The 19,008-nt window shown below is 48.9% G+C and carries 19 protein-coding genes; 11 read left to right on the forward strand and 8 right to left on the reverse strand.

Going from position 1 to position 19,008, the window contains the following annotated elements:
* The first annotated feature begins 81 nt into the window (after window positions 1-81).
* On the forward strand, window positions 82-2,349 hold the full coding sequence (locus J0A67_RS02755; protein WP_206567739.1) for a helix-turn-helix domain-containing protein: 2,268 nt from the start codon (window positions 82-84) through the stop codon (window positions 2,347-2,349).
* 49 nt (window positions 2,350-2,398) lie between these two features.
* On the opposite strand, the gene J0A67_RS02760 is transcribed toward J0A67_RS02755, so the two are convergent.
* Entirely contained in the window at window positions 2,399-3,916 is a 1,518-nt protein-coding gene (locus J0A67_RS02760) for a M20/M25/M40 family metallo-hydrolase (RefSeq protein ID WP_206567740.1), read from the reverse strand.
* Window positions 3,917-3,969: 53 nt separating this feature from the next.
* On the reverse strand, window positions 3,970-4,530 hold the full coding sequence (locus J0A67_RS02765) for a DUF4256 domain-containing protein (RefSeq protein WP_206567741.1): 561 nt from the start codon (window positions 4,528-4,530) through the stop codon (window positions 3,970-3,972).
* Between the two features lie 355 nt (window positions 4,531-4,885).
* Between J0A67_RS02765 and J0A67_RS02770 the strand changes: the two genes are divergently transcribed.
* Window positions 4,886-5,584, forward strand: a complete 699-nt coding sequence (locus tag J0A67_RS02770; protein WP_206567742.1) for a ferritin-like domain-containing protein — start codon at window positions 4,886-4,888, stop codon at window positions 5,582-5,584.
* Between the two features lie 24 nt (window positions 5,585-5,608).
* On the forward strand, window positions 5,609-6,436 hold the full coding sequence (locus tag J0A67_RS02775) for a ferritin-like domain-containing protein (RefSeq protein WP_206567743.1): 828 nt from the start codon (window positions 5,609-5,611) through the stop codon (window positions 6,434-6,436).
* Between the two features lie 100 nt (window positions 6,437-6,536).
* On the opposite strand, the gene J0A67_RS02780 is transcribed toward J0A67_RS02775, so the two are convergent.
* Complete coding sequence (locus J0A67_RS02780; RefSeq protein WP_206567744.1) at window positions 6,537-7,067, reverse strand: GNAT family N-acetyltransferase; 531 nt, start codon at window positions 7,065-7,067, stop codon at window positions 6,537-6,539.
* Window positions 7,068-7,182: 115 nt separating this feature from the next.
* Window positions 7,183-8,379: a DNA polymerase IV gene (gene dinB / locus J0A67_RS02785; protein ID WP_206567745.1), complete on the reverse strand. Its 1,197-nt coding sequence runs from the start codon at window positions 8,377-8,379 to the stop codon at window positions 7,183-7,185.
* A gap of 100 nt (window positions 8,380-8,479) precedes the next feature.
* Between dinB and J0A67_RS02790 the strand changes: the two genes are divergently transcribed.
* Window positions 8,480-9,175 (forward strand): XRE family transcriptional regulator, encoded by a 696-nt coding sequence (locus tag J0A67_RS02790; protein WP_206568614.1) that lies wholly within the window; start codon window positions 8,480-8,482, stop codon window positions 9,173-9,175.
* A 64-nt stretch (window positions 9,176-9,239) separates the two neighbouring features.
* Window positions 9,240-9,707 (forward strand): methylated-DNA--[protein]-cysteine S-methyltransferase, encoded by a 468-nt coding sequence (locus tag J0A67_RS02795; RefSeq protein ID WP_206567746.1) that lies wholly within the window; start codon window positions 9,240-9,242, stop codon window positions 9,705-9,707.
* 6 nt (window positions 9,708-9,713) lie between these two features.
* On the opposite strand, the gene J0A67_RS02800 is transcribed toward J0A67_RS02795, so the two are convergent.
* Complete coding sequence (locus J0A67_RS02800; RefSeq protein ID WP_206567747.1) at window positions 9,714-10,223, reverse strand: hypothetical protein; 510 nt, start codon at window positions 10,221-10,223, stop codon at window positions 9,714-9,716.
* Window positions 10,224-10,225: 2 nt separating this feature from the next.
* Window positions 10,226-10,735, reverse strand: a complete 510-nt coding sequence (locus tag J0A67_RS02805) for a RidA family protein (protein ID WP_206567748.1) — start codon at window positions 10,733-10,735, stop codon at window positions 10,226-10,228.
* A gap of 75 nt (window positions 10,736-10,810) precedes the next feature.
* Between J0A67_RS02805 and J0A67_RS02810 the strand changes: the two genes are divergently transcribed.
* Window positions 10,811-11,272, forward strand: a complete 462-nt coding sequence (locus J0A67_RS02810; RefSeq protein ID WP_206567749.1) for a GNAT family N-acetyltransferase — start codon at window positions 10,811-10,813, stop codon at window positions 11,270-11,272.
* A 101-nt stretch (window positions 11,273-11,373) separates the two neighbouring features.
* Window positions 11,374-12,198, forward strand: a complete 825-nt coding sequence (locus J0A67_RS02815; protein ID WP_206567750.1) for a universal stress protein — start codon at window positions 11,374-11,376, stop codon at window positions 12,196-12,198.
* On the opposite strand, the gene J0A67_RS02820 is transcribed toward J0A67_RS02815, so the two are convergent.
* Window positions 12,199-13,122 carry a hypothetical protein gene (locus J0A67_RS02820; protein WP_206567751.1) on the reverse strand — a complete coding sequence of 308 codons (924 nt, stop codon included), beginning with the start codon at window positions 13,120-13,122 and terminating at the stop codon, window positions 12,199-12,201.
* A 51-nt stretch (window positions 13,123-13,173) separates the two neighbouring features.
* Entirely contained in the window at window positions 13,174-14,049 is an 876-nt protein-coding gene (locus J0A67_RS02825) for a mechanosensitive ion channel family protein (RefSeq protein ID WP_206567752.1), read from the reverse strand.
* Window positions 14,050-14,224: 175 nt separating this feature from the next.
* Here J0A67_RS02825 and J0A67_RS02830 point away from each other — a divergent pair, with 175 nt between their 5' ends.
* The 4 genes from J0A67_RS02830 to J0A67_RS02845 are packed head-to-tail and all read left to right on the forward strand — an operon-like array spanning window position 14,225 to window position 18,827.
* Entirely contained in the window at window positions 14,225-15,766 is a 1,542-nt protein-coding gene (locus tag J0A67_RS02830) for a bifunctional GNAT family N-acetyltransferase/carbon-nitrogen hydrolase family protein (RefSeq protein WP_206567753.1), read from the forward strand.
* Entirely contained in the window at window positions 15,748-16,320 is a 573-nt protein-coding gene (locus tag J0A67_RS02835; RefSeq protein ID WP_206567754.1) for a KdsC family phosphatase, read from the forward strand. Before J0A67_RS02830 ends, J0A67_RS02835 begins: the two co-directional genes overlap by 19 nt.
* Entirely contained in the window at window positions 16,320-17,168 is an 849-nt protein-coding gene (gene kdsA, locus J0A67_RS02840) for a 3-deoxy-8-phosphooctulonate synthase (protein ID WP_206568615.1), read from the forward strand. The genes J0A67_RS02835 and kdsA overlap by 1 nt, the downstream gene beginning before the upstream one ends.
* Before the next feature lie 12 nt (window positions 17,169-17,180).
* Window positions 17,181-18,827, forward strand: a complete 1,647-nt coding sequence (locus tag J0A67_RS02845; protein WP_206567755.1) for a L,D-transpeptidase family protein — start codon at window positions 17,181-17,183, stop codon at window positions 18,825-18,827.
* The last annotated feature ends 181 nt before the right edge of the window (window positions 18,828-19,008 follow it).

A 19,008-nucleotide genomic window follows, 5' to 3' on the forward strand; every position in this document is an offset into this window, starting at 1 on the left:
ATTTACGAAATCGGAAGGTAAATGTTGGATCAGGCGGAGTCGAAGGATTGCCTTTGACTCAAAAGAAACTAATTTAGTTGGATGGAAAATCAATCCACCGACAGGCTGTCGCTTGCAGCCAAGTTTGTCAACAGCACGGGAGCTCCGATTTTTTTGACCGGAAAGGCGGGGACTGGCAAAACGACTTTTTTGAGGGATCTGGCCAGGCATACCCACAAACGCTTTGTAATTGTGGCACCCACCGGGATTGCTGCGCTCAATGCCAAGGGGGTGACAATCCATTCCCAATTTTTGCTTCCATTCGGCTCCTTTCTTCCCACCCGAGAGGCAGAGGGACACTATTCGGATCAGCACGGGTTTTTCACCCAGCAGACCTTGGCGCGCAAGCACCCGCTCAATCAGCTGCGGAGAAATGTGCTCAAATCCATCGACCTTTTGGTGATTGACGAAGTGAGCATGCTTCGGGCGGACATTCTGGATGCCATAGATTACCGAATGCGGAGTGTCAAGAGAAATTACAAAACCCCCTTTGGCGGGGTTCAGGTGCTGTTGATCGGGGATTTGCACCAGCTTCCGCCGGTAGTCCGGGATCAGGAGTGGGCTGTGCTCAGTCGTTTTTACAACTCCATTCATTTCTTTGAAGCCAAAGCCTTGCAAAATTCGGGCATGATCTATCTCGAGCTTGACAGGATTTTCCGTCAGCAGGACGAGATTTTTATTCGGATCTTGAACAATCTGCGGGACAATCGGGCCACACCGGAAGACGTCCGCATACTCAACCAGCATTTCAGGTCTTTGGATGAAATCCGCGATCTGCCGCCGGCAATCACCCTCACGACGCACAACTACAAGGCCGACGAACTCAATCTCAGGGAACTGAGGCTACTTGACTCGCCCTCTTATTGGTATGAGGCCGAATTGGAGCGGGATTTTCCGGAGACGTTGTTTCCGCTTCCCCAGTCGATAGAATTGAAAGTGGGCGCCAGAGTCATGTTCATCAAAAACGACACCTCCGGAAATGCGAACTATTTCAACGGAAAGCTGGCGACTGTCGCGAGCTTGGCGGAAGGGGAAGTGATCGTCGAGCTCGACGGTGGAGGAGGCGAGTTTCAGCTTAGAAAAGAGCTGTGGGAAAACAAAAAGTATCGGATTAATCCTGACACCAAGGAGCTGGAAGAGGAGGTGATTGGAACTTTTGCCCAGTTCCCCATCAAGTTGGCTTGGGCGGTGACCATTCACAAAAGTCAAGGACTCACATTTGACAGGGCGATTGTCGACGTCGGTCAGGCCTTTGCGCCAGGCCAAGTCTATGTGGCTTTGAGTAGGCTGCGAAGCCTGGAGGGGCTTATCCTGCGGACGCGCGTACAAGCTGATGTGATCTATTCGGATCCAAAGGTGGTGGATTTCACACAGGTCGTGGGGCAACAGCAGGATCTTGCCGAGCTGCTTTCGCAAAACCAAAGTCACTATCTCAGCAATCTCATCCAAGACACGTTTGGGTTTGAAAGCCTGCTCAGATCCCTTGCCCAATTTGACAAAGACCAAGAGAGCAGTCTGGAGTTTGAGGAAGAAAGCCTTAGGAAAGATCTGCCCTTGATTTATGAAAAGCTCGAGTCGGAAGGGGAAAATACCCGCAAGTTTCGCAACCAGCTCCTCACCTTGCTCCATCATGGCGAAGAGGGGCGCCTGCTGGAACGACTCGAAAAAGGATCGGACTACTATTTGGCGCTTCTCGAAGAGCTGATCGAGCGCCTCATGCTACATCAGGCCAAGGTCGCGGATTTTTCCCGCATCAAAACTTACCAAAATGGCTTGGAAGAATTGGAGTTGGAGCTTTTGGGCAAATTCCTTGACCTCGCGAGAGCAGCTCGGCTAGTCCGGGCGATCTTAAAAGGTGAGATCACCGGTAGAATGGATGATCTTGAGGGCCTGATCGCGCTGAAGAGGAAGGCCATCCATGCTCGAGTTCTAGAAAAGTTGCCGGAAAAGACCAAGAGCTCTACCAAAACCGGCCGGAAAAAGTCTTCTGAAAAAGTCAAAAAAGCCCCGAAGGAGAAAAAAGAAGACTCAAAATCTGTCAGTGTGCAGATGTTTTTGGATGGAAAAAGCCCCGCAGAAATTGCTGCCGAAAGAGAGTTTGCCCTATCTACCATCATGGGACACCTCAGTGCTGGAGTCAAATCCGGCAAGCTTACGCTAGAACAGCTGGTGTCGGATGAGGCGATCAGGGAGATTCAGCAGCTGGCCGGAAAATATGAGGCGCTAAAACCCTACTACGAGCACTTCGAAGGGAAATACGACTACGGTACGCTGAGGCTGGTGTTGTTTTCCGAAGGCGAACCCAAATAGCCGAAAGCGGCATTTAGCTCGGCAGGTTGTCTCTTGGCTTTGGAACGCATTAGAAAGACTTTTCCGTCAAGATCGCCATGACCGTTACGATTCCTTCCTTGTAGTTTCCCAGCCGAAGATTCTCATTTGGACTGTGTTGGTTGTTGTCGGCATTGACGGTAGGAATGACAACAGCAGGAATCTTTAAGGCATCGACGAAAGGCGAGATGGGAATGGACCCACCCGAAATTCGAATTTCCACCGGGGCTTTGTCGAATGCGCGGATCATTGCTTTTCGAAGCCAAGCTCCTGCCTCGGAGTCTATCGGGGTACGGAAGGCTTGGTAAGAGATGGATTTGTCCAGCTTTACGATTTTGGGAAATTTCATCCTCTCTTCATCCGTGGGATCTTGGCTCAAGATTTGGAAACCTTCAGCTTTGATGTGGGTTTCGATCAGTCCAAAGAGCCGGTTTGGGTCTGACTCTGGTACGAGCCTCATGTCGAGTTCCGCGACAGCTGTAGCCGGGATGATAGTGGTCGCCTGAGCGCCGGTATATCCCGAGCTCATCCCCCTGATATTCAGCGAAGGATAATTGATGCTTTCCTGATAGGTTTGCCCCACTTTGTCCGTCCGCCCAATTCCCAATCGCTTTTGAACCGCTTGTTCGTTATCCGGCACGTTAGAGAAGATCTCCCGCTCCGCATCCGAAAAGTTGATGCCGTCATAGAATCCGGGAATCACGACCCGACCCTCAGCATCCTTCATAGAGGACAAAAGTTGTGCTAAAAGAAGTGCGGGATTTGGGGAATAGTTGCCGTAGTGCCCGCTGTGCTGGGGTAGTTTTGGCCCATAAGTGGTCAGGGTCATATCGGCTATGCCCCGCGCACCATAGCTCAGGGTTGGCTCGTTGCTGGTATGGCGTGGACCGTCCATGATTAGCATGAGGTCAGCATCCAGTTTTTCGCGGTATCGGGTTACGGCAGCAGGCAGCCTCGGCGATCCTTGTTCCTCTTCAAAATCTAGGATGATCTTTAGGTTAAAATCCGGGTTTAGTCCTGCGACCGTCATGGCATCCCAAGCGGAAATAAACATAGCAAGCGGACCTTTGTCGTCAGAGACCGACCTTGCAAAAATCCTCCATTCCGGGTCATACGCCGATTTCAATCGTTCGATGGGTAGTGGTTCCCATTTCGATGAAGTGTTGAGAGATTTCAGGACAGGCACATACGCGTCTTCCTGGTCCCATTTGCTGATGTCCACTGCTTGACCATCTACATGGAAGTAGAAAAGTATTGTTTTGGATGCGCCTTGCCGATTTTTCCCGACGAGAAGGAGCGGGATTCCGCCGGTATCCAGCCGTTCGTGAGTCCATTTCCTAGCGGCAAATTTATCCTCACACCATTTGATATTGGTCTCGATTTGATCAGGATAGACTGCGTCGTTTGGCATAGAGACAATATCCAATAGCAACTCCAGGGAAGATTGCCATTGTTTTTCTGCCATGGCTTGCAACTCGGCTTGATTTGGGGCTTGGGCCTGGGCGGCAAGGCTGAGGAAAAACAACGCTGCAACGTAAGATTGTCTCATCAGGAGGTGGTATTACGAAAAGTGAAAAAGATGCATTCTCGGTTGGTACGATGCTACAAGCTAAGCAATGCACGGAAGCCCCGCGCTGCATAGTACGAGGAGGCGCCGTTGTGGTACGTGAACACGTGATCGTAGCGCCAGTCGCAAAAGATCGCACCTCCGAGTTTTCGGATGGCAGCGGGAGTTTTTACCCAACTGGAAGTTTTGGCGTCAAACCTTCCAAATTGCTGAAGACGTCGATATTGGTCCTCGGTGAGCAGCTCAGCACCCATCTGCTCTGCCCACTCCACGGCGGCATTTGCAGGTTTGTTTTCCTTTCTGGCATCGAGGGCTGCTTGGTCGTAACAACAGCTGCGACGGCCCGTCGGGCTCTCTGCTGAGCAATCGACGAAACAAATTTTTCCGGAATCGGCTTCATCGATTGCCACAACGTCGGGTTCGCCACCGGTGATTTCCATTTCGTGTAGAATGTCGATTTTGTCGGGATTGGCCTGGAGCTTTTGGATCACTGTGGACCATTTCAATCCTGGGTGGCGTTTCGTGTTTTTCTCAAAGCGAGTCTCCAAAACATCGAGGAGTTCTTCTTTGGAAAATTCTTTTTTGTTGCCGCTCATGAACACTTTTGGTTTATTACGATTTGTCTAAAAATAGACTATTGTTCTGAATTTTTTGAAGCCAATCTTCATCAAGTCGAACGAAAAACTACAATCTGGAGGGCAAAAAACGCACTTTTCCGGCGCTTCGTCGGGATTTTGTATTGCGTTTTAACCGATTGGAATTCAGGGCTTACAGTTGGGTTTTTCTGGCTACCTCTACGTGTATTTAAAAAAATAGGCACTTCACCCCAATCCAATTGCGAGTACAGCATCGTAAGTCCCTGCAGAGCCAAGATTCGAATGCTTGATTTTGGGTCCAATTTTTTTTCCATGGAAAACCTAAACCGAATTATAAACCTAAAAACAAACCAAAATGAAAAAGGAATTGATCAGGCCTCAGGGTTTGATAAAAAACGAAAACAGACGCCACTTTCTCCGGATGGGGACGATGACCGTGGCGGGTGCTGGTCTGCTGCTGATGGGTTGCAATGACGACGAGGATATGGGGCCAATCATGCCGGGCGCGGTAAGTCTTGGCTCGGGAGATTTGGGAATTTTGAACTATGCCTATGCGCTGGAGCAGCTGGAAGCGGCTTTTTATGCGGAGGTAATGAAAGGCAGCTACTTCGCAAATGCATCCGCGGAGGAAAAGACGATCATGGGTGATCTGGAAAAGCACGAAAGGGCCCACAGGGAGTTTTTCAAGGCGGCCCTAGGCACTAATGCAATCGGAGCGCTGGAAGTAGACTTTAGTAGCATTGATTTCGGAAATAGGACTTCTGTTTTGGGAGCGGCAAAGACTTTTGAGGATTTGGGAGTTGCTGCCTATAATGGAGCTGGCCAGTATCTGGAAAGCGCAGATTTGTTGTTGATTGCCGGGAAAATCGTATCCGTGGAGGCGCGCCATGCCGCAGCCATTCGGGATTTGATCAATCCGGGTTCGGCGGATTTTGCTGGAGATGACATCATCGATGCCAACGGCCTCGAGCGCACACTGAATTTCACAGAGGTATTGACTGCTGCCAAGACCTATGTCAAGACGGACATCGACTTCAGCCAACTACCGAGCTAATCCACTATTTAAACCACACAAGACATGAACCTGATCAAATTATTAGATAGCATGTGTCCCGACACCAAGAGTGCAGAGGACAAAGACAGATTTTATTCCCGAAGAGACGCATTCCGTGAGTTTGGGAGTTTAAGTAAGAAAGTAGCGATCGCAGCTGTACCGCTTGCGGTTTTGAATTCCATTCCTCATGTGGCCAAAGCAGATACGGCCAGCTTGCTGGGCGTATTGAATTATGCCTTGACGCTGGAGCACCTAGAATACCGCTACTACCAGATGGGCTTGGATTCAGGAGTGATTGATTCTGCGGAGCGGGTCATCTTCCAGAAAATCCGAGATCATGAATTGGCCCACGTTAATTTTCTCCAGGATGTGATCAGCAATGTGCTACAGGGAACGCCAGTCCCAGAGCCTGAGTTTGATTTTACCGCTGGCGGAAATTTCTCTCCGTTTACCGACTACCCGACCTTTTTGGCACTTGCCCAGGCATTTGAAGATACAGGAGTGAGGGCATACAAGGGACAGGCCGCCAATGTGCAGGAAAGCGATGTGGTGTTGACGGCGGCTCTGTCTATCCATTCGGTAGAGGCGAGGCATGCCTCCATGGTGCGCCGACTCCGAACCAAAAAAGGCCAGGATACGGTGAAAGGCTGGATCACAAACGCCTCCATCGGAACCTTGCCCGCAGCAACTATGGCCATCTACGCAGGCGAGCAAAATCTGACCCACGCCGGTGTAGATGTGTCCAACTTGACTGGCATCGATGCCGATGCAGTCTCCGAAGGCTGGGACGAGCCACTAAGCAAAGACGACGTGCTTGGAATTGCAGGTTTATTTTTAGGGAGTTCCAACTGATTGCTGGGTCGTAAATTGGAACTTAGGCCATCTCCGACAGGGGATGGCTTTTTTTTGTTTACCAGAAATCTCGAAGGCAGCGACTTTCCTGTACCACTTGCTAAAGCCTGATTCGGTACAGGCTACAGCGCTGGATCTTGGGAAAGTCCGCGAGCTCGGAGTGGTCAAAATCTTTCCAATACTCCATTCCAATTTTTTTCATCACCTGGATGGACGCAGTGTTGCCCACCGAAGCCATGGAAAGCACCTCGTTGACCCCCTTTTGCTTGGCAAAGTCTAAGCAGGCTAAGGCCCCCTCTGTGGTGAGGCCTTGGTTCCACCATTTTTTTCCAAGCCTCCAGCCTATGTCCACACATGGCGTGAAATCTGCCTCGAAGGTCTTCCATCCGAGGCCTATCGTCCCGATCAATTCCTTGGTCTCCAGTAAATCTACTGCGAAATAGCAAAAGCCCTTTTCCTCAAAAAGCCAAAGCATCCGATCGATCATCGCTTGGGTTTCTTCCCTGGAAAGCGGCTTTTGAAAAAAGCGCATGACCTCTTTGTCAGCATTGATAGCCGTGAAATCGTCCAAGTCAAAGGGCTGCCAAGTGCGAAACCCTAGACGGGGAGTGGAAAAAAGATAGGCGTTCATAGTGTCGAAAAAGGCGGATATCTCAGTGGGCGTCGAAAATAGTCAGATTTCGGCCAAGGTCACAAGCCCGCACAATCTTCTTTCCGAGAACTCCACTGGGGATCGCCTGTTGATTCTAAATCTCCATGCCGTTGAAGGGATTGAAACGGCGGCGGTCGAGTCCCAATCCCACGGCTCGGCATACCGTTTTTTCGCCGTATTTGCCATTAAGTCGGTCAAGGGCCTGGTAGAGGTTGACCCGTTCCTCCGTGTCCTCAAACAGCCTTATTTGATAGTTGCCATGCACGAGCGAACTAAGGCGTACTCCGATTAGACGAAGTGGAAGGGGGTGTTTGGGGCTGTAAATTTTGCGGAAAAGATCCTTGACGACGGGGATCAGCGAATGGTCCGCAGAAGTGTAAGGGATGTGATGCTGCAAGGTATGTGTGTCAAAATTGGAATATCGCACCTTGATGCTGACGCAGGAAGTCATTTGCTGCCTCTTCCTCAGCGTGCTGCTAAGCTGCTCAGTCATGGTGACAAGTGTGGTTTCCAGCTTTTTGATGTCCATGGTATCCTCCCCGAATGTGTTTTCCGAGGATACCGATTTGGCCTCGGAGTAAGGTATGATAGGCGAAAGATCGATTCCGTTTGCTTTTTTCCAGATCATCTTCCCATGTTTGCCAAATGCCGTCTCCAGCACTTCGATCGGCATCTCCTGCAGACTGGATACCTTCAGAATGCCCATTTTTTGGAGTTTAAGACAGGTTTTTTCACCGATCATGGGGATTTTTCGGACGGGGAGGGGAGCGAGAAAAGACTTTTCCTCACCGTAGTGGATCTGGATTTCGTTGTTGGGCTTGGCCTCCCCGGTGGCAATTTTGGAAACCGTCTTGTTTTCTGATATTCCCATTGAAATATTCAGGCCACTCTGTCGAATGATTTTCTGGCGTAATTCCTTGGCCAATTTGACGCTACCAAAGAAACGGTCCGTCCCAGTGAGGTCGATATAAAATTCATCTACGGACGACTTTTCAAAGAGAGGAACGCTGTCTCGGATTATCTCGGTGACTTCCTTGGATTTTTGGCTGTATTTCTCATAGCTCCCCGGGACTATTACCGCATCAGGACAAAGTTTCAATGCCGTTCGCATGGGCATGGCGGAGTGGACTCCGAATTTCCTTGCCTCGTAGCTGCATGATGCCACAACCCCTCGGCCGGCCGATCCTCCCACCAAAACTGGTTTTCCGATGAGACTGGGGTCATAGAGTCGCTCTACCGACACAAAGAATGTATCCAGATCCATGTGCACGATACATCTTTTTTCATCCATTAGTTTGTTTATTATATTGACATTTTAATGTTTATAAATTAATCAATTTCTTTAAATTTGATTTGTCATGAAGACGGGAATTGTCGTGATAGTAAAAAACATGAATCTCAACTCGAACTTAAAAATCCTTAGAAAGAAGCGGGGAATCACACAGGAAAACATGGCGGATGGCCTGGGCATTAGCCGGTCCAAACTTGCTGGCTATGAATCCAGCATAAACCCGCCCTTGGATACTTTGGTCAGGATTTCGGATTATTTCGGCGTGTCCACGGATATCCTTCTCCGTGAAGATCTCAGCTCCTACTCGGAATTTAAGCTGAGGGAGTTGCTTGAAACCGATCAGTTTCTGAGGGGAAGAAAGCTGAGAATCCTGACAACGACGGTGGACCAAGATGGGAGGGAGCTGATCGAGGTGGTGTCCCAACGTGTGAAGGCGAGCTATATGGCAGGCTTTTCAGATCCGGAATTTATTGCGGAGTTGCCCCGTTTTTCTCTGCCTTTTCTCCCGACAGACAGAAAACATAGGGTGTTTCAAGTGGATGGAGATTCCATGCTGCCAATCCAAGATGGCACTTGGATCGTATGTGAATATGTGGACGATTGGACATCGATCAAAGACGGCGAACGCTATGTCATCTTAACGGAGCAGGACGGCGTTACTTTCAAGATCGCCTACAACCGAATCAAAGAGGAACAAAAACTTCTGCTTTGCTCGGCGAATCCAATCTATGTCCCGTTTGAAGTAGGGGCGGAGCAGATCAGGGAGGTGTGGAAATATAGGTTGGCAATAAGCTGATCTTTATCCAGCTCCAATACTCGGCTTGACTTTGTCCCTGATGTCTAAAAAAATATGATTTTCCATGCCTGTAATCTATTCTCCCATTGGCAATATCCGCATCAGCTCACAAGACGGCTGTCTGTCCGAGCTGAGGTTCACGGATCAGCAACCGGATGGGATTATTTTGGATCAGGTTCTCTTGAGTACTGTTCAGCAATTGGAAGAGTATTTTGAGGGAAAAAGGAAGATCTTTGATATGCCAATAGGCTTGGGAGGCACTGATTTTCAGCGGAGGGTCTGGATGGAGGTTGCCAAAATACCCTTTGGGCAAACGACCACCTATCTGAAAATTTCCCAAAAGCTCGGAAATCCAGCAGCAATCCGCGCGGTGGGCGCCGCGATAGGAGCTAACCCTATTTTGGTGATTCTTCCCTGCCATCGAGTCTTGGGAAGGGACGGCAATCTCACTGGCTACGCTGGAGGTTTGAAAAGGAAAAAAGCCCTACTCGAAGTCGAAGGGCATGCTTTTCAGGGATCCTTGTTTTTGTAGGCCTCTTCAACAGCTAGTCCAATATTCGAATTTCACCAACTTTCCCCTTTCAAAATAAAAATGGCAGCCATCGTCTCTGTTTTCAAAAGGTAGGCCTGTCCACTCCAATTCTTTTGTCTCCGAGGTTCTGATGGGCGAAGATTTCTGGTCGAAGAAGTTTTCCAGTTCTTTTTGGCTTGTCTTGCCCGAGAAGGAAAAGTTTTGGTAGTGAAGGATAATTTTTCCTTGAGCGTCAAAGTTCAGTTTGTTCAGATAATAGCCATCCGTACCGTTTCCTATCCAAATCGCATCCGGATAGCGCAATTCATAGAAAGCCATCCCCTGTTCATCTTCGGAAAAAAAGCCACATTCGTAGTAGACCGGAGTTTCCGTTGTTTTTCCCAAGACCTCCCAGATCAAAGTTTTGTGAGAGTGGAAAGGGAGATCCCCAAACTTCAGTTGCGCTGGATCAATGGACTTTTGCATACTTGGATCTGAGGAGAGAAAAGCTAAGACAAGAAAGGAAATGGGGTTCATCTTTAATTTTCAAGTTCCACGATGACCTCTATCTCCACAGCCATATTGTTGGGCAGTGCAGCCACGCCGACGGCCGATCTCGCATGCTTGCCTTTTTCTCCGAACACCTCCACCATCAGATCTGAAAACCCATTGATGACAGCTGGATGCGCCGTGAATTCCGGAGCCGAATTGACCATTCCGAGGACCTTCACGAATTGCTTGACCCGACTAAGGTCCCCTGTCGCCGCTTTGATCACGGCGATTATGCCAAGGCCTGTTTCTCTGGCTGCGTCATAACCCTGTTCTTTCGTCAGGTCGGCGCCGACTTTCCCTAATACGCTTGGACCGCTGCCGGAGAGGTAGAGTAAATTGCCGACTTGTTTCCATTTTACATAGTTGGCTATAGGTTGGCTTACTTCTGGGATTTCGAGGCCTAGCTGCTTGATTTTTTCCTCAGGGGTCTGCGCCATAGCGGTTGAGAGGAAGCCGGTCAGGCAAAGGATTACGGCGGCAATAAGGGTGTTTTTCATTGGGGAAGGAAGTAAGATCTAGTTTCTAAGCTAAGGGATTCTCGCTAATTTTGATAGTCTTTTAAATCCGTGGCGATGGCAAACCTACAGATTGTTTCCTATTCATCTGAATTAAAGCCTTATTTCGAATCGATCAACAAAGCTTGGGTCAGCAAGTACTTTTCCTTGGAGCCTTTTGATATAGAGCAGCTGGAGTATCCCGAAGAAACGATCTTGGCGAGGGGCGGAACGATACTTTTTGCAAAAATTGGAGAGGAGCCGGTCGGGACGGTAGCTCTGATTCCGCTGGACAAGAAAACCTGTGAGATGATCAAGATGGGAGTGGATCCTGCTGCCCAAGGAAAGGGTGTGGGACAGGCTCTTGGAGAGGCGCTCATCGAACATGCCAAATCCCTCGGTTTCGCCAAAATGGCACTTTACTCTAATTCGGTCTTGGATTCAGCTTTGAGGTTATACCAAAGGATTGGTTTTAAGGAAGTTGAATTGGAATGTGGCGCTTACGGGCGATGCAACGTCAAAATGGAGCGCTTGCTCTGAGCGATCGGGAATTCCTAATTTTAATCAGGTTTTCGCCTGACAATTCACCAGTTTTATTTTCGGATAGAATCGGGAAATTGAAACTAAATACCGCTAATTTTATGAAGATTGTTTTAGTTCCATTTGATTTTTCTCCGCATTCCCTTGCCGCTCTTCAGACAGCTCGGCGAATTAGCGCCAAAAACCAGGCAAAGATCATTTGCGTGACGGTGATTCCGTCCGAGGTGGATTGGGATTTGCTTTCAGACGAGGCAAAGGCAAAACATCCCGACCTGATCGAGCAGCAACAGGAAGCATTGGATGTCCTGCCGGGTTATATCAAATCTGTGGCCCCGGTCAAATCCCAATTTGAGCAGGTGATCAAGATCGGCGTGCCCTATGAGCAGATACTTAGAGTAGCAGAGCAGATGGCTGTGAATTTGATCGTGATCGGCGCTCACGGCAAAGGCTATACCTCCGGGAGTTTCGTCGGGTCCACTCTCCAGCGGGTGATCCGTTTGGCATCATGTCCCGTATTGGCAGTGAAGCAGCCGCTGGATGGAAATGCCTTTCGCAAGATCGCCTTTGCCTCGGTTTTCAATCCACTCGGCAAATCGGCCTTTGAAAAAATCCTTCCGCTAGCCAGGGTATTCAAATCATCCATTCACCTTCTTTTTGTTAACACACCGGAGCATTTCACGACGTCAACAAAGTCCGATCAGGACATGGCAGAGTATTGGCGTGGTCATGAGCAGTTTGTGATTCACCGACACGTGGTCAACGACGTAGACGCAGAGCACGGGATCAGAAGTTTTTGCGACAAAGTCGGCATCAAGCTCGTAGGCGTAGCATCAGGGGACCATCTTCATACGCCAGCCTACCAAATCGGCACCACGGAAACTTTGATTTTCAAGTCAGAGCTGGGCGTGCTGAGCCTGAAGGCATGATTACCAGAATCTGAACCTCTTCTCGTAGACTCGGTTTCGGAAGATCCAGTTGTCCCAGATATCCGGAGAAAGGTAGATCTCCAATCCCAAACTGACAGTCATATAGCCGTCATAGCGATGGGTAAGCCCGGAGCCGCGACGTACCCGTCCGTTGTTTCTGAGGATGGCGTCTACGTCTGGCTCGCCGTTGTCCAAGACAAATTGGGGATTTCGAATCGCAAGCCGCAGCCGATCAGGGTTGGTGCCGGAGGTGTAGTCTTCCACCAAATCCAGATAGAAGTCCTTGACGTTGTAGGCCGAGATGTCATCCATGTAGTCTGTGAGCGTAAATCGGTAATTCCCCTCAAACTTCATGTCCATATACACATTGAGCTTGTACTTGAATCCAAGTCCCATGGGGAAAACGACGACGTACTTTTCGTAGGGATTATTTTCCAACTGTAGCGGGCGTAGATCCACCCATGTTCCATTGAGCTCTGCCTTGGGATTGTTTGTTGACATCCCCAGACCAAAAAATATGTAGGGATTCCAGAGGTGGCGTGTGATGTTGTTCACTTTCACCGGATGCCAGTAGTACTCAACAAGTGTTGCCACTTCAATATTGGATGCCTTGAAATGAAGATTTCTGGGAGTACGGTAAGCTCTTGGATCCGAGGGGGGGTCGGAGCCGGACATTTTGTAGTAGGTGCCTTCGAGTCTGGCCTTCAAGTGGGTGCCAAAAATGTAATTGACGGCGAAGTTGGCGTTCCAGTCTGGTTGTATGCCTTCGCTGTATTTCCAAAACGAATACAATTCTCCAAAATATTGCGTGGGCCCTATTCCCGCAGAGATTGACCAGGGCTCTTCAAAGCGATAGCGGTAGAAGCTTTGGGAAGAAGCTTCCCAAACGACCAAGCACAAAAACAATGTAAGGGCTCTCTTCATCACGCTGCGACAATCCTGACAGGAAAAGTCCAAATCTGCTGGGAAATTACCCTATTTCTCCAATTTTTCAAATCCGGATTTTAAATGCAAATCTCGCTGTGGAAAGGGGATTTCCACTTTTTCCTCGGCGAATCTTCTAAATATCTCATAGTACAACTGGCTTTTGAGAACCCGAGGTTTGTCCACATAGACCGATGACCATACTCTCAGGATGAAGTTGAGACTGTTTTCCCCATAGCTGTCAAAGAGGACATCACTGGGGGCATTTTTCAAGATACCGGGATTGGCATTGGCGACTTCGAGCAGTATGCGTCTGATTTTATCTGGATTTTCCTTGTAAGCTACTCCCACTGGAAAATTGAAGCGAATCCGGCGCTCGCTATGCGACCAGTTGATCACCTCGCTGTCTATGAATTTACTGTTGGGGACTATGATGCTGATATTGTCATTGGTGAGGATAGTTGTAGATCTGGCGGATATACGGATCACGTCACCATCCACGTCTCCTACCTCGATACGGTCGCCTACTTTTATCGGCTGCTCAAAAAGGATAATCAGGCCTGAAATGAAGTTGTTGGTGATATTTTGGAGGCCAAAACCAATACCTACACCGATCGCTCCTGCCAAGACCCCAAAGGCAGAAAGGTCTATGCCACTGGTCTGTAGAATTGAAAAAATGCCGGCGAGGATTAGAACATACTTGACGATGGTGCCTATGGATTCTCTAGTGCCGATCTCAACCTGTTTTTTGTGGAGGATGCGATTCACCAGGAATTTTCTGATCCATTCTGATACAATAAACAGCAGGGTAAAGGAAACCGCCAACGTCAGAACCAAACCAACTGTTAACTTTGAGTCACCAAGCGTAAACAGACTTTGGTTCAGGATTTTTTCCAGCCATTCCAGGAATTCGTTTTGGTCTTTCATTGAATTCAGGTGGGTTAGGGATATTTGAATGCAGAATATATTCAAATTCAGGACAAAGCGTGGATGGATGACCGCATTAATTTGAAGATTGTTTGTATTCAGAATATAGTTCTGAATCTTATTCCCTCAACTCAGGTTTTTAGAACAATTGATTGGATTCATTTAGATTTGGGCTATGAGTAAGCAAAAAGAAGAATTAGAACACCGCCTCAGACTCAGAAATATAAAGCTATCGGACTATGATGATATTAGGGATATCATGGTGTCGATCTATAGAAACCAAGGTGGCGCTTGGACAAAAGCCGAGCTGAAAAACCAGCTGAAGGCCTTTCCCGAAGGACAAATCTGCATCGAGGATAACGGTAAAGTCATCGCCGCTGCCCTAAGTATCATCGTGGACTATTCAAAGTTTGGCGACAACCATACCTATGATCAGATCACTGGCTTTGGCAAGTTTGACACCCATGACGATGACGGGGACACGCTCTATGGCACCGATGTGTTCGTCCACTTTGACTATCGGGGCATGCGCCTCGGCCGTCGTCTGTATGATGCGAGAAAGGAGCTCTGCGAAAACTTGAATCTCCGCTCCATCATCGCCGGAGGCCGTATTCCGGGCTATTCCAAATACGCCGACGAAATGACGCCCAGAAAGTATATCGACCTCGTCAAAAACAGGGAGATTTTTGATCCGGTGCTTTCATTTCAGCTGGCGAATGAATTTCACGTCAGAAAGGTCATTACTAAATATTTGCCTTCTGATACGGATTCGAGAGCCTACGCTACCTTGCTCGAATGGATCAATATCTACTACGAAAAAGACGAAAAGCTCATCGGAAACAAGAAATCCATCGTACGACTGGGGCTCGTGCAGTGGAAGATGCGCCGCTTTTCCAATGTGGACGATTTGATGCAGCAGGTGGAGTTTTTTGTGGATACGGTCTCGGGATACAAGTCGGATTTCTGCCTTTTACCCGAATTTTTCAATGCCCCGCTTCTCGCGGAATTCAATGATATGGATGCCTCTGAGGCGATCCGTAACCTCGCCGACTACACGGACGAAATCGTGGGAAGGATGAGCGAATTGGCCGTGTCGTATAACGTCAACATCGTGGCAGGCTCCATGCCTGAGTATGACGGCAAAAAGCTCCGCAACGTCTCCTACCTCTGCCGCCGCGACGGGACGCAGGACAAGCAATACAAGCTACACATCACACCAGATGAGGCTGCTTATTGGGGCTTGCAGGGAGGAAATGGAATCCATGTCTTTGATACGGACGCTGGTAGAATCGGTATCTTGATCTGCTACGACGTCGAATTTCCAGAACTGGGGAGAATCCTTGCAGAGCAAGAAATGGACATTCTCTTCGTCCCTTTCTGGACGGATACCAAAAACGCCTTCCTTCGTGTCAACACCTGCGCCAAATCAAGGGCTATTGAGAATGAATGCTACGTGGCGATTACCGGTTCGGTAGGCAACCTGCCAAAAGTCGAAAACATGGACATCCAATATTCCCAAGCGGCGATCTTTTCCCCCTCGGATTTTTCTTTTCCTCACGATGCGGTGGTAGCACAGGCATCGGAAAACGAAGAAACCATCATCGTGGCGGACGTTGACCTAGACCTCCTGACTAAGCAGCGCAAAGCAGGAAGTGTCCGGAACCTGGAGCAGCGTAGACTCGATCTTTACTCAGTACAATGGAAACAGAAAAAATAATCGGCGAATACTTCGCAAATGTGCCAGAATCGATTTTCGAGAAGGCAAAAGCAATCAAAGTCCTGATCACCGACATAGACGGTGTCTTGACGGACGGCGGCATTATCTACGATGACAATGGAATCGAGTACAAAAAATTCAATGTCAAAGACGGCTTGATCGTACAGCACCTTCGTAAGGCCAAGCTTTTGGTTGGAGCGATTACCGGGAGAAACTCACCCGTGGTGGAAAATCGCTGCGAAGAGCTCAAGTTTGACTTTCACTATCATGGAATCAAGGACAAGGGGAAAAAACTCGCAGAGGTGTTGGATATCATGGAAGTGTCTTTGGAAGAGGTCGCTTTCATCGGAGACGATCTCATCGATCTGCCCGTCATGAGCAAGGTAGGCTTGGCCTTTGCGCCATCGGACGCCTTGCCATATGTGTCTGCTGCGGCCCACTACACTTCCAGATTCCAAGGCGGCAGGGGAGTGTTTAGAGAAGTTGCTGACATCTTTCTTCATGCCAAAGGCCAACTTGTTCCCCTGATTGACTCACTATCCCAAAACGAATGATGACTCGCAATACCCAACCCATGACGATCCGGGAAGGAATAGTCCTGGGCTCCGACAAACCCGTACTTTTCTCCGGCCCCTGCGCCGTAGAAAGCTATGATATCTGCATCGAAATCGGTACTAAGGTCAAGGCCTGGGCCGACGAAAACGGTTTTTCTTACGTCTTTAAGGCTTCTTTTGACAAGGCCAACCGGACTTCTTCCGGCTCTTTTCGGAGCATAGGGATGGACAAATCCCTAGAGGTACTGCAGCGGGTGGGCAAAGCCTTGGACGTTCCCTTGGTGACCGATATTCACGAAAGCTACCAGGCAACCGAAGTAGCCGAGGTCGTGGATGTGCTGCAAATCCCCGCTTTCCTCTGCCGTCAAACTGACCTGCTTTTGGCCGCAGGAAACACCGGGAAAGCAGTGAAAATTAAGAGGGGTCAGTTTATGGCGCCAGAAGACATGCAGTATGCCGTCACCAAGATTCGCTCTACAGGCAACGACAACGTATGCCTGACCGAAAGGGGTTTTTCTCTTGGTTACCACAACTTGGTGGTGGATATGCGTGGATTGCCGATCATGCGCCAGTTTGCACCCGTGGTATTTGACGTCACCCACTCGGTGCAGCAGCCAGGCGGACAAGGGGGGACTAGTGGAGGCCAGCGCGAGTTTGCGCCGATTTTGGCTAGGGCAGCAGCTGCGACTGGCATCGACGGGTTTTTCATCGAAACCCACCCGGAACCTGCCAAGGCACTCAGCGATGGACCCAACTTGATCCCATTGCACCGCATGGGAGAGTTCCTAGCCATGTTGAAAGAGGCTTGGTCTTTGGGAAGAAAATATCAGGATTTTAGCGTTCAATAAACTGTATAGTCTATGCAAAAGATATTTTTAGTTTTATTGTTTTTTATTGCTTCTTCCGCAGTTTTTGCCTTTCAAAGTATTGAATCTGATCCCATTGCCGCCCTTTTAAGGACGAAGCTTGAGCTTGAGAATCCGACCGAAAAGTTGGAGGTTTCCGGCAGGGTGTTGGAAAGCGACGTGCTCGTCCATAGATTTTATGCGGACAGGGATTTCGAGGAGGTTTGGTCTAGAAATGGAATTCTTTTGGAATTGGCTTATGAGATGCGGTTCGAAATTCGGCAGGCGAAATTTGATGGTCTGGTACCGGAAGATTACCATCTGGCGTTGATTGATGCCTACTTCCAAACCTTTGAAGCAAACAAAGCCGCGAAGAAACCCAACGAGGCTGGAGAGCTAGTCGCCTTGGAACTGCTCCTGACCGATGCCTTTTTTAAACTTGCCGAAGACCTCGAGCTGGGAAAGGTAGATCCTGCAAAATTAAACGGCGATTGGGAGATCGCACGCAAGACATCCCGAACAAGCTACTTGGATCTCTTGAACGAGGCTATTGCAAAGGGAGAGGTTAGGCAGAATCTGGAAAGCCTTTATCCAAAATTCACCATCTATAAAAAGGGACGAGAAGTACTGAGAGTGATGGACGAGCGCGCCAAGGCCGATACGCTGGACTGGAAGGCTGTCAAACTGGACAAGGCAATCAAAGTAGGCGAAAGCCATGCCGCCATTCCGGTTTTGCGCGAGCGTCTCAACTATTGGGGCTATGCCAAAAGCCAGTCGGTATTGGATCCGAAGCTATATGATTCGACCATGTTTCTGGGTGTCAAAGAATTTCAATTGAGAAATGGCATGGAACCCGATGGGGTGATCGGCAAGAATACGGCCATTGGCCTAAACGCCTCACCGGCGCTGTTGATGGAAAAGGCCGCAGTAAATTTGGAACGTCTTCGCTGGCTGCCAGACACGGTTCAAAACCTGGAATTGATTTTGGTCAATATCGCCAATTACCAGTTGGACTACGTGGATAAGCTGGATACCCTGTTTTCGGCAAGGGTGATTGTAGGAAAACTGTATCACGAGTCTCCGATCTTCACCGCCCAAATGAGCTATATTGTTTTTAGCCCATACTGGAATATTCCTCCTTCGATAGCGAGAAAGGAAATTATTCCCGCTGTCCGAAGGAATCCCAGCTACCTCAGTCAAAAGAACATGGACGTGGTAACGTTTTCAGGAAAACAGGTGGATCCTGCCAGTATCAATTGGTCAGCGAAGAGTTTTCCGTACATGATACGGCAAAAGCCAGGCGGCAGCAATTCCCTTGGCTTGGTCAAGTTTATGTTTCCTAACAACCACAACGTATACATACACGATACACCTTCGCGCTCGCTTTTTTCCAGGGAGGACAGGGCTTTGAGTCATGGGTGTATCCGGTTGGAAAACCCGGCCCTGTTTGCCCAGACCTTGCTCAAAGCCGATCCTAGCTGGACGGCGGAGAAAATCGACCAGGCCATGCACCAGAACAAAGAGCAAATCGTCAGCCTGCCACGCAAGATTCCCGTAGTGCTGCTTTACCTCACCTTTTGGGCGGACTCCAAGGGACAAGCGCACTTCAGACAGGATATCTATGACCGGGATGCGGAGGTCTTGGCGGCATTGAAGCAATAGACCGTCGGCATTTGCTGTGGAGTTTTTCTCATTGTGGGAAAAATTGACCTCGTTTTCTAGCCTCACTTCTTAATGGTTGTCGAGAATGGATTTTCGTAATCGGCTGTGGTCTAATGTATTGTGTCTTGTTGCTTACAGTTCTGTCACCTTGTGTACGGACTTTGAAAGGGAGAGCGTGATA

It is taken from the genome of Algoriphagus aestuariicola (assembly GCF_017254835.1).
GTDB classification, from domain to species: domain Bacteria; phylum Bacteroidota; class Bacteroidia; order Cytophagales; family Cyclobacteriaceae; genus Algoriphagus; species Algoriphagus aestuariicola.

Bases quoted from the DNA above. Each gene is read 5' to 3' on its own strand.
- J0A67_RS02755 (WP_206567739.1), top strand. From the start codon at position 82: ATGGAAAATCAATCCACCGACAGGCTGTCGCTTGCAGCCAAGTTTGTC.
- J0A67_RS02835 (WP_206567754.1), top strand. From the start codon at position 15,748: ATGGAAACAGAAAAAATAATCGGCGAATACTTCGCAAATGTGCCAGAA.
- dinB (WP_206567745.1), bottom strand. From the start codon at position 8,379: ATGGATGAAAAAAGATGTATCGTGCACATGGATCTGGATACATTCTTT.
- J0A67_RS02815 (WP_206567750.1), top strand. From the start codon at position 11,374: ATGAAGATTGTTTTAGTTCCATTTGATTTTTCTCCGCATTCCCTTGCC.
- J0A67_RS02775 (WP_206567743.1), top strand. From the start codon at position 5,609: ATGAACCTGATCAAATTATTAGATAGCATGTGTCCCGACACCAAGAGT.
- J0A67_RS02795 (WP_206567746.1), top strand. From the start codon at position 9,240: ATGCCTGTAATCTATTCTCCCATTGGCAATATCCGCATCAGCTCACAA.
- J0A67_RS02810 (WP_206567749.1), top strand. From the start codon at position 10,811: ATGGCAAACCTACAGATTGTTTCCTATTCATCTGAATTAAAGCCTTAT.
- J0A67_RS02790 (WP_206568614.1), top strand. From the start codon at position 8,480: ATGAATCTCAACTCGAACTTAAAAATCCTTAGAAAGAAGCGGGGAATC.
- J0A67_RS02820 (WP_206567751.1), bottom strand. From the start codon at position 13,122: ATGAAGAGAGCCCTTACATTGTTTTTGTGCTTGGTCGTTTGGGAAGCT.
- J0A67_RS02770 (WP_206567742.1), top strand. From the start codon at position 4,886: ATGAAAAAGGAATTGATCAGGCCTCAGGGTTTGATAAAAAACGAAAAC.
- J0A67_RS02760 (WP_206567740.1), bottom strand. From the start codon at position 3,916: ATGAGACAATCTTACGTTGCAGCGTTGTTTTTCCTCAGCCTTGCCGCC.
- J0A67_RS02780 (WP_206567744.1), bottom strand. From the start codon at position 7,067: ATGAACGCCTATCTTTTTTCCACTCCCCGTCTAGGGTTTCGCACTTGG.
- J0A67_RS02845 (WP_206567755.1), top strand. From the start codon at position 17,181: ATGCAAAAGATATTTTTAGTTTTATTGTTTTTTATTGCTTCTTCCGCA.
- J0A67_RS02800 (WP_206567747.1), bottom strand. From the start codon at position 10,223: ATGAACCCCATTTCCTTTCTTGTCTTAGCTTTTCTCTCCTCAGATCCA.
- J0A67_RS02805 (WP_206567748.1), bottom strand. From the start codon at position 10,735: ATGAAAAACACCCTTATTGCCGCCGTAATCCTTTGCCTGACCGGCTTC.
- J0A67_RS02830 (WP_206567753.1), top strand. From the start codon at position 14,225: ATGAGTAAGCAAAAAGAAGAATTAGAACACCGCCTCAGACTCAGAAAT.
- J0A67_RS02765 (WP_206567741.1), bottom strand. From the start codon at position 4,530: ATGAGCGGCAACAAAAAAGAATTTTCCAAAGAAGAACTCCTCGATGTT.
- kdsA (WP_206568615.1), top strand. From the start codon at position 16,320: ATGACTCGCAATACCCAACCCATGACGATCCGGGAAGGAATAGTCCTG.
- J0A67_RS02825 (WP_206567752.1), bottom strand. From the start codon at position 14,049: ATGAAAGACCAAAACGAATTCCTGGAATGGCTGGAAAAAATCCTGAAC.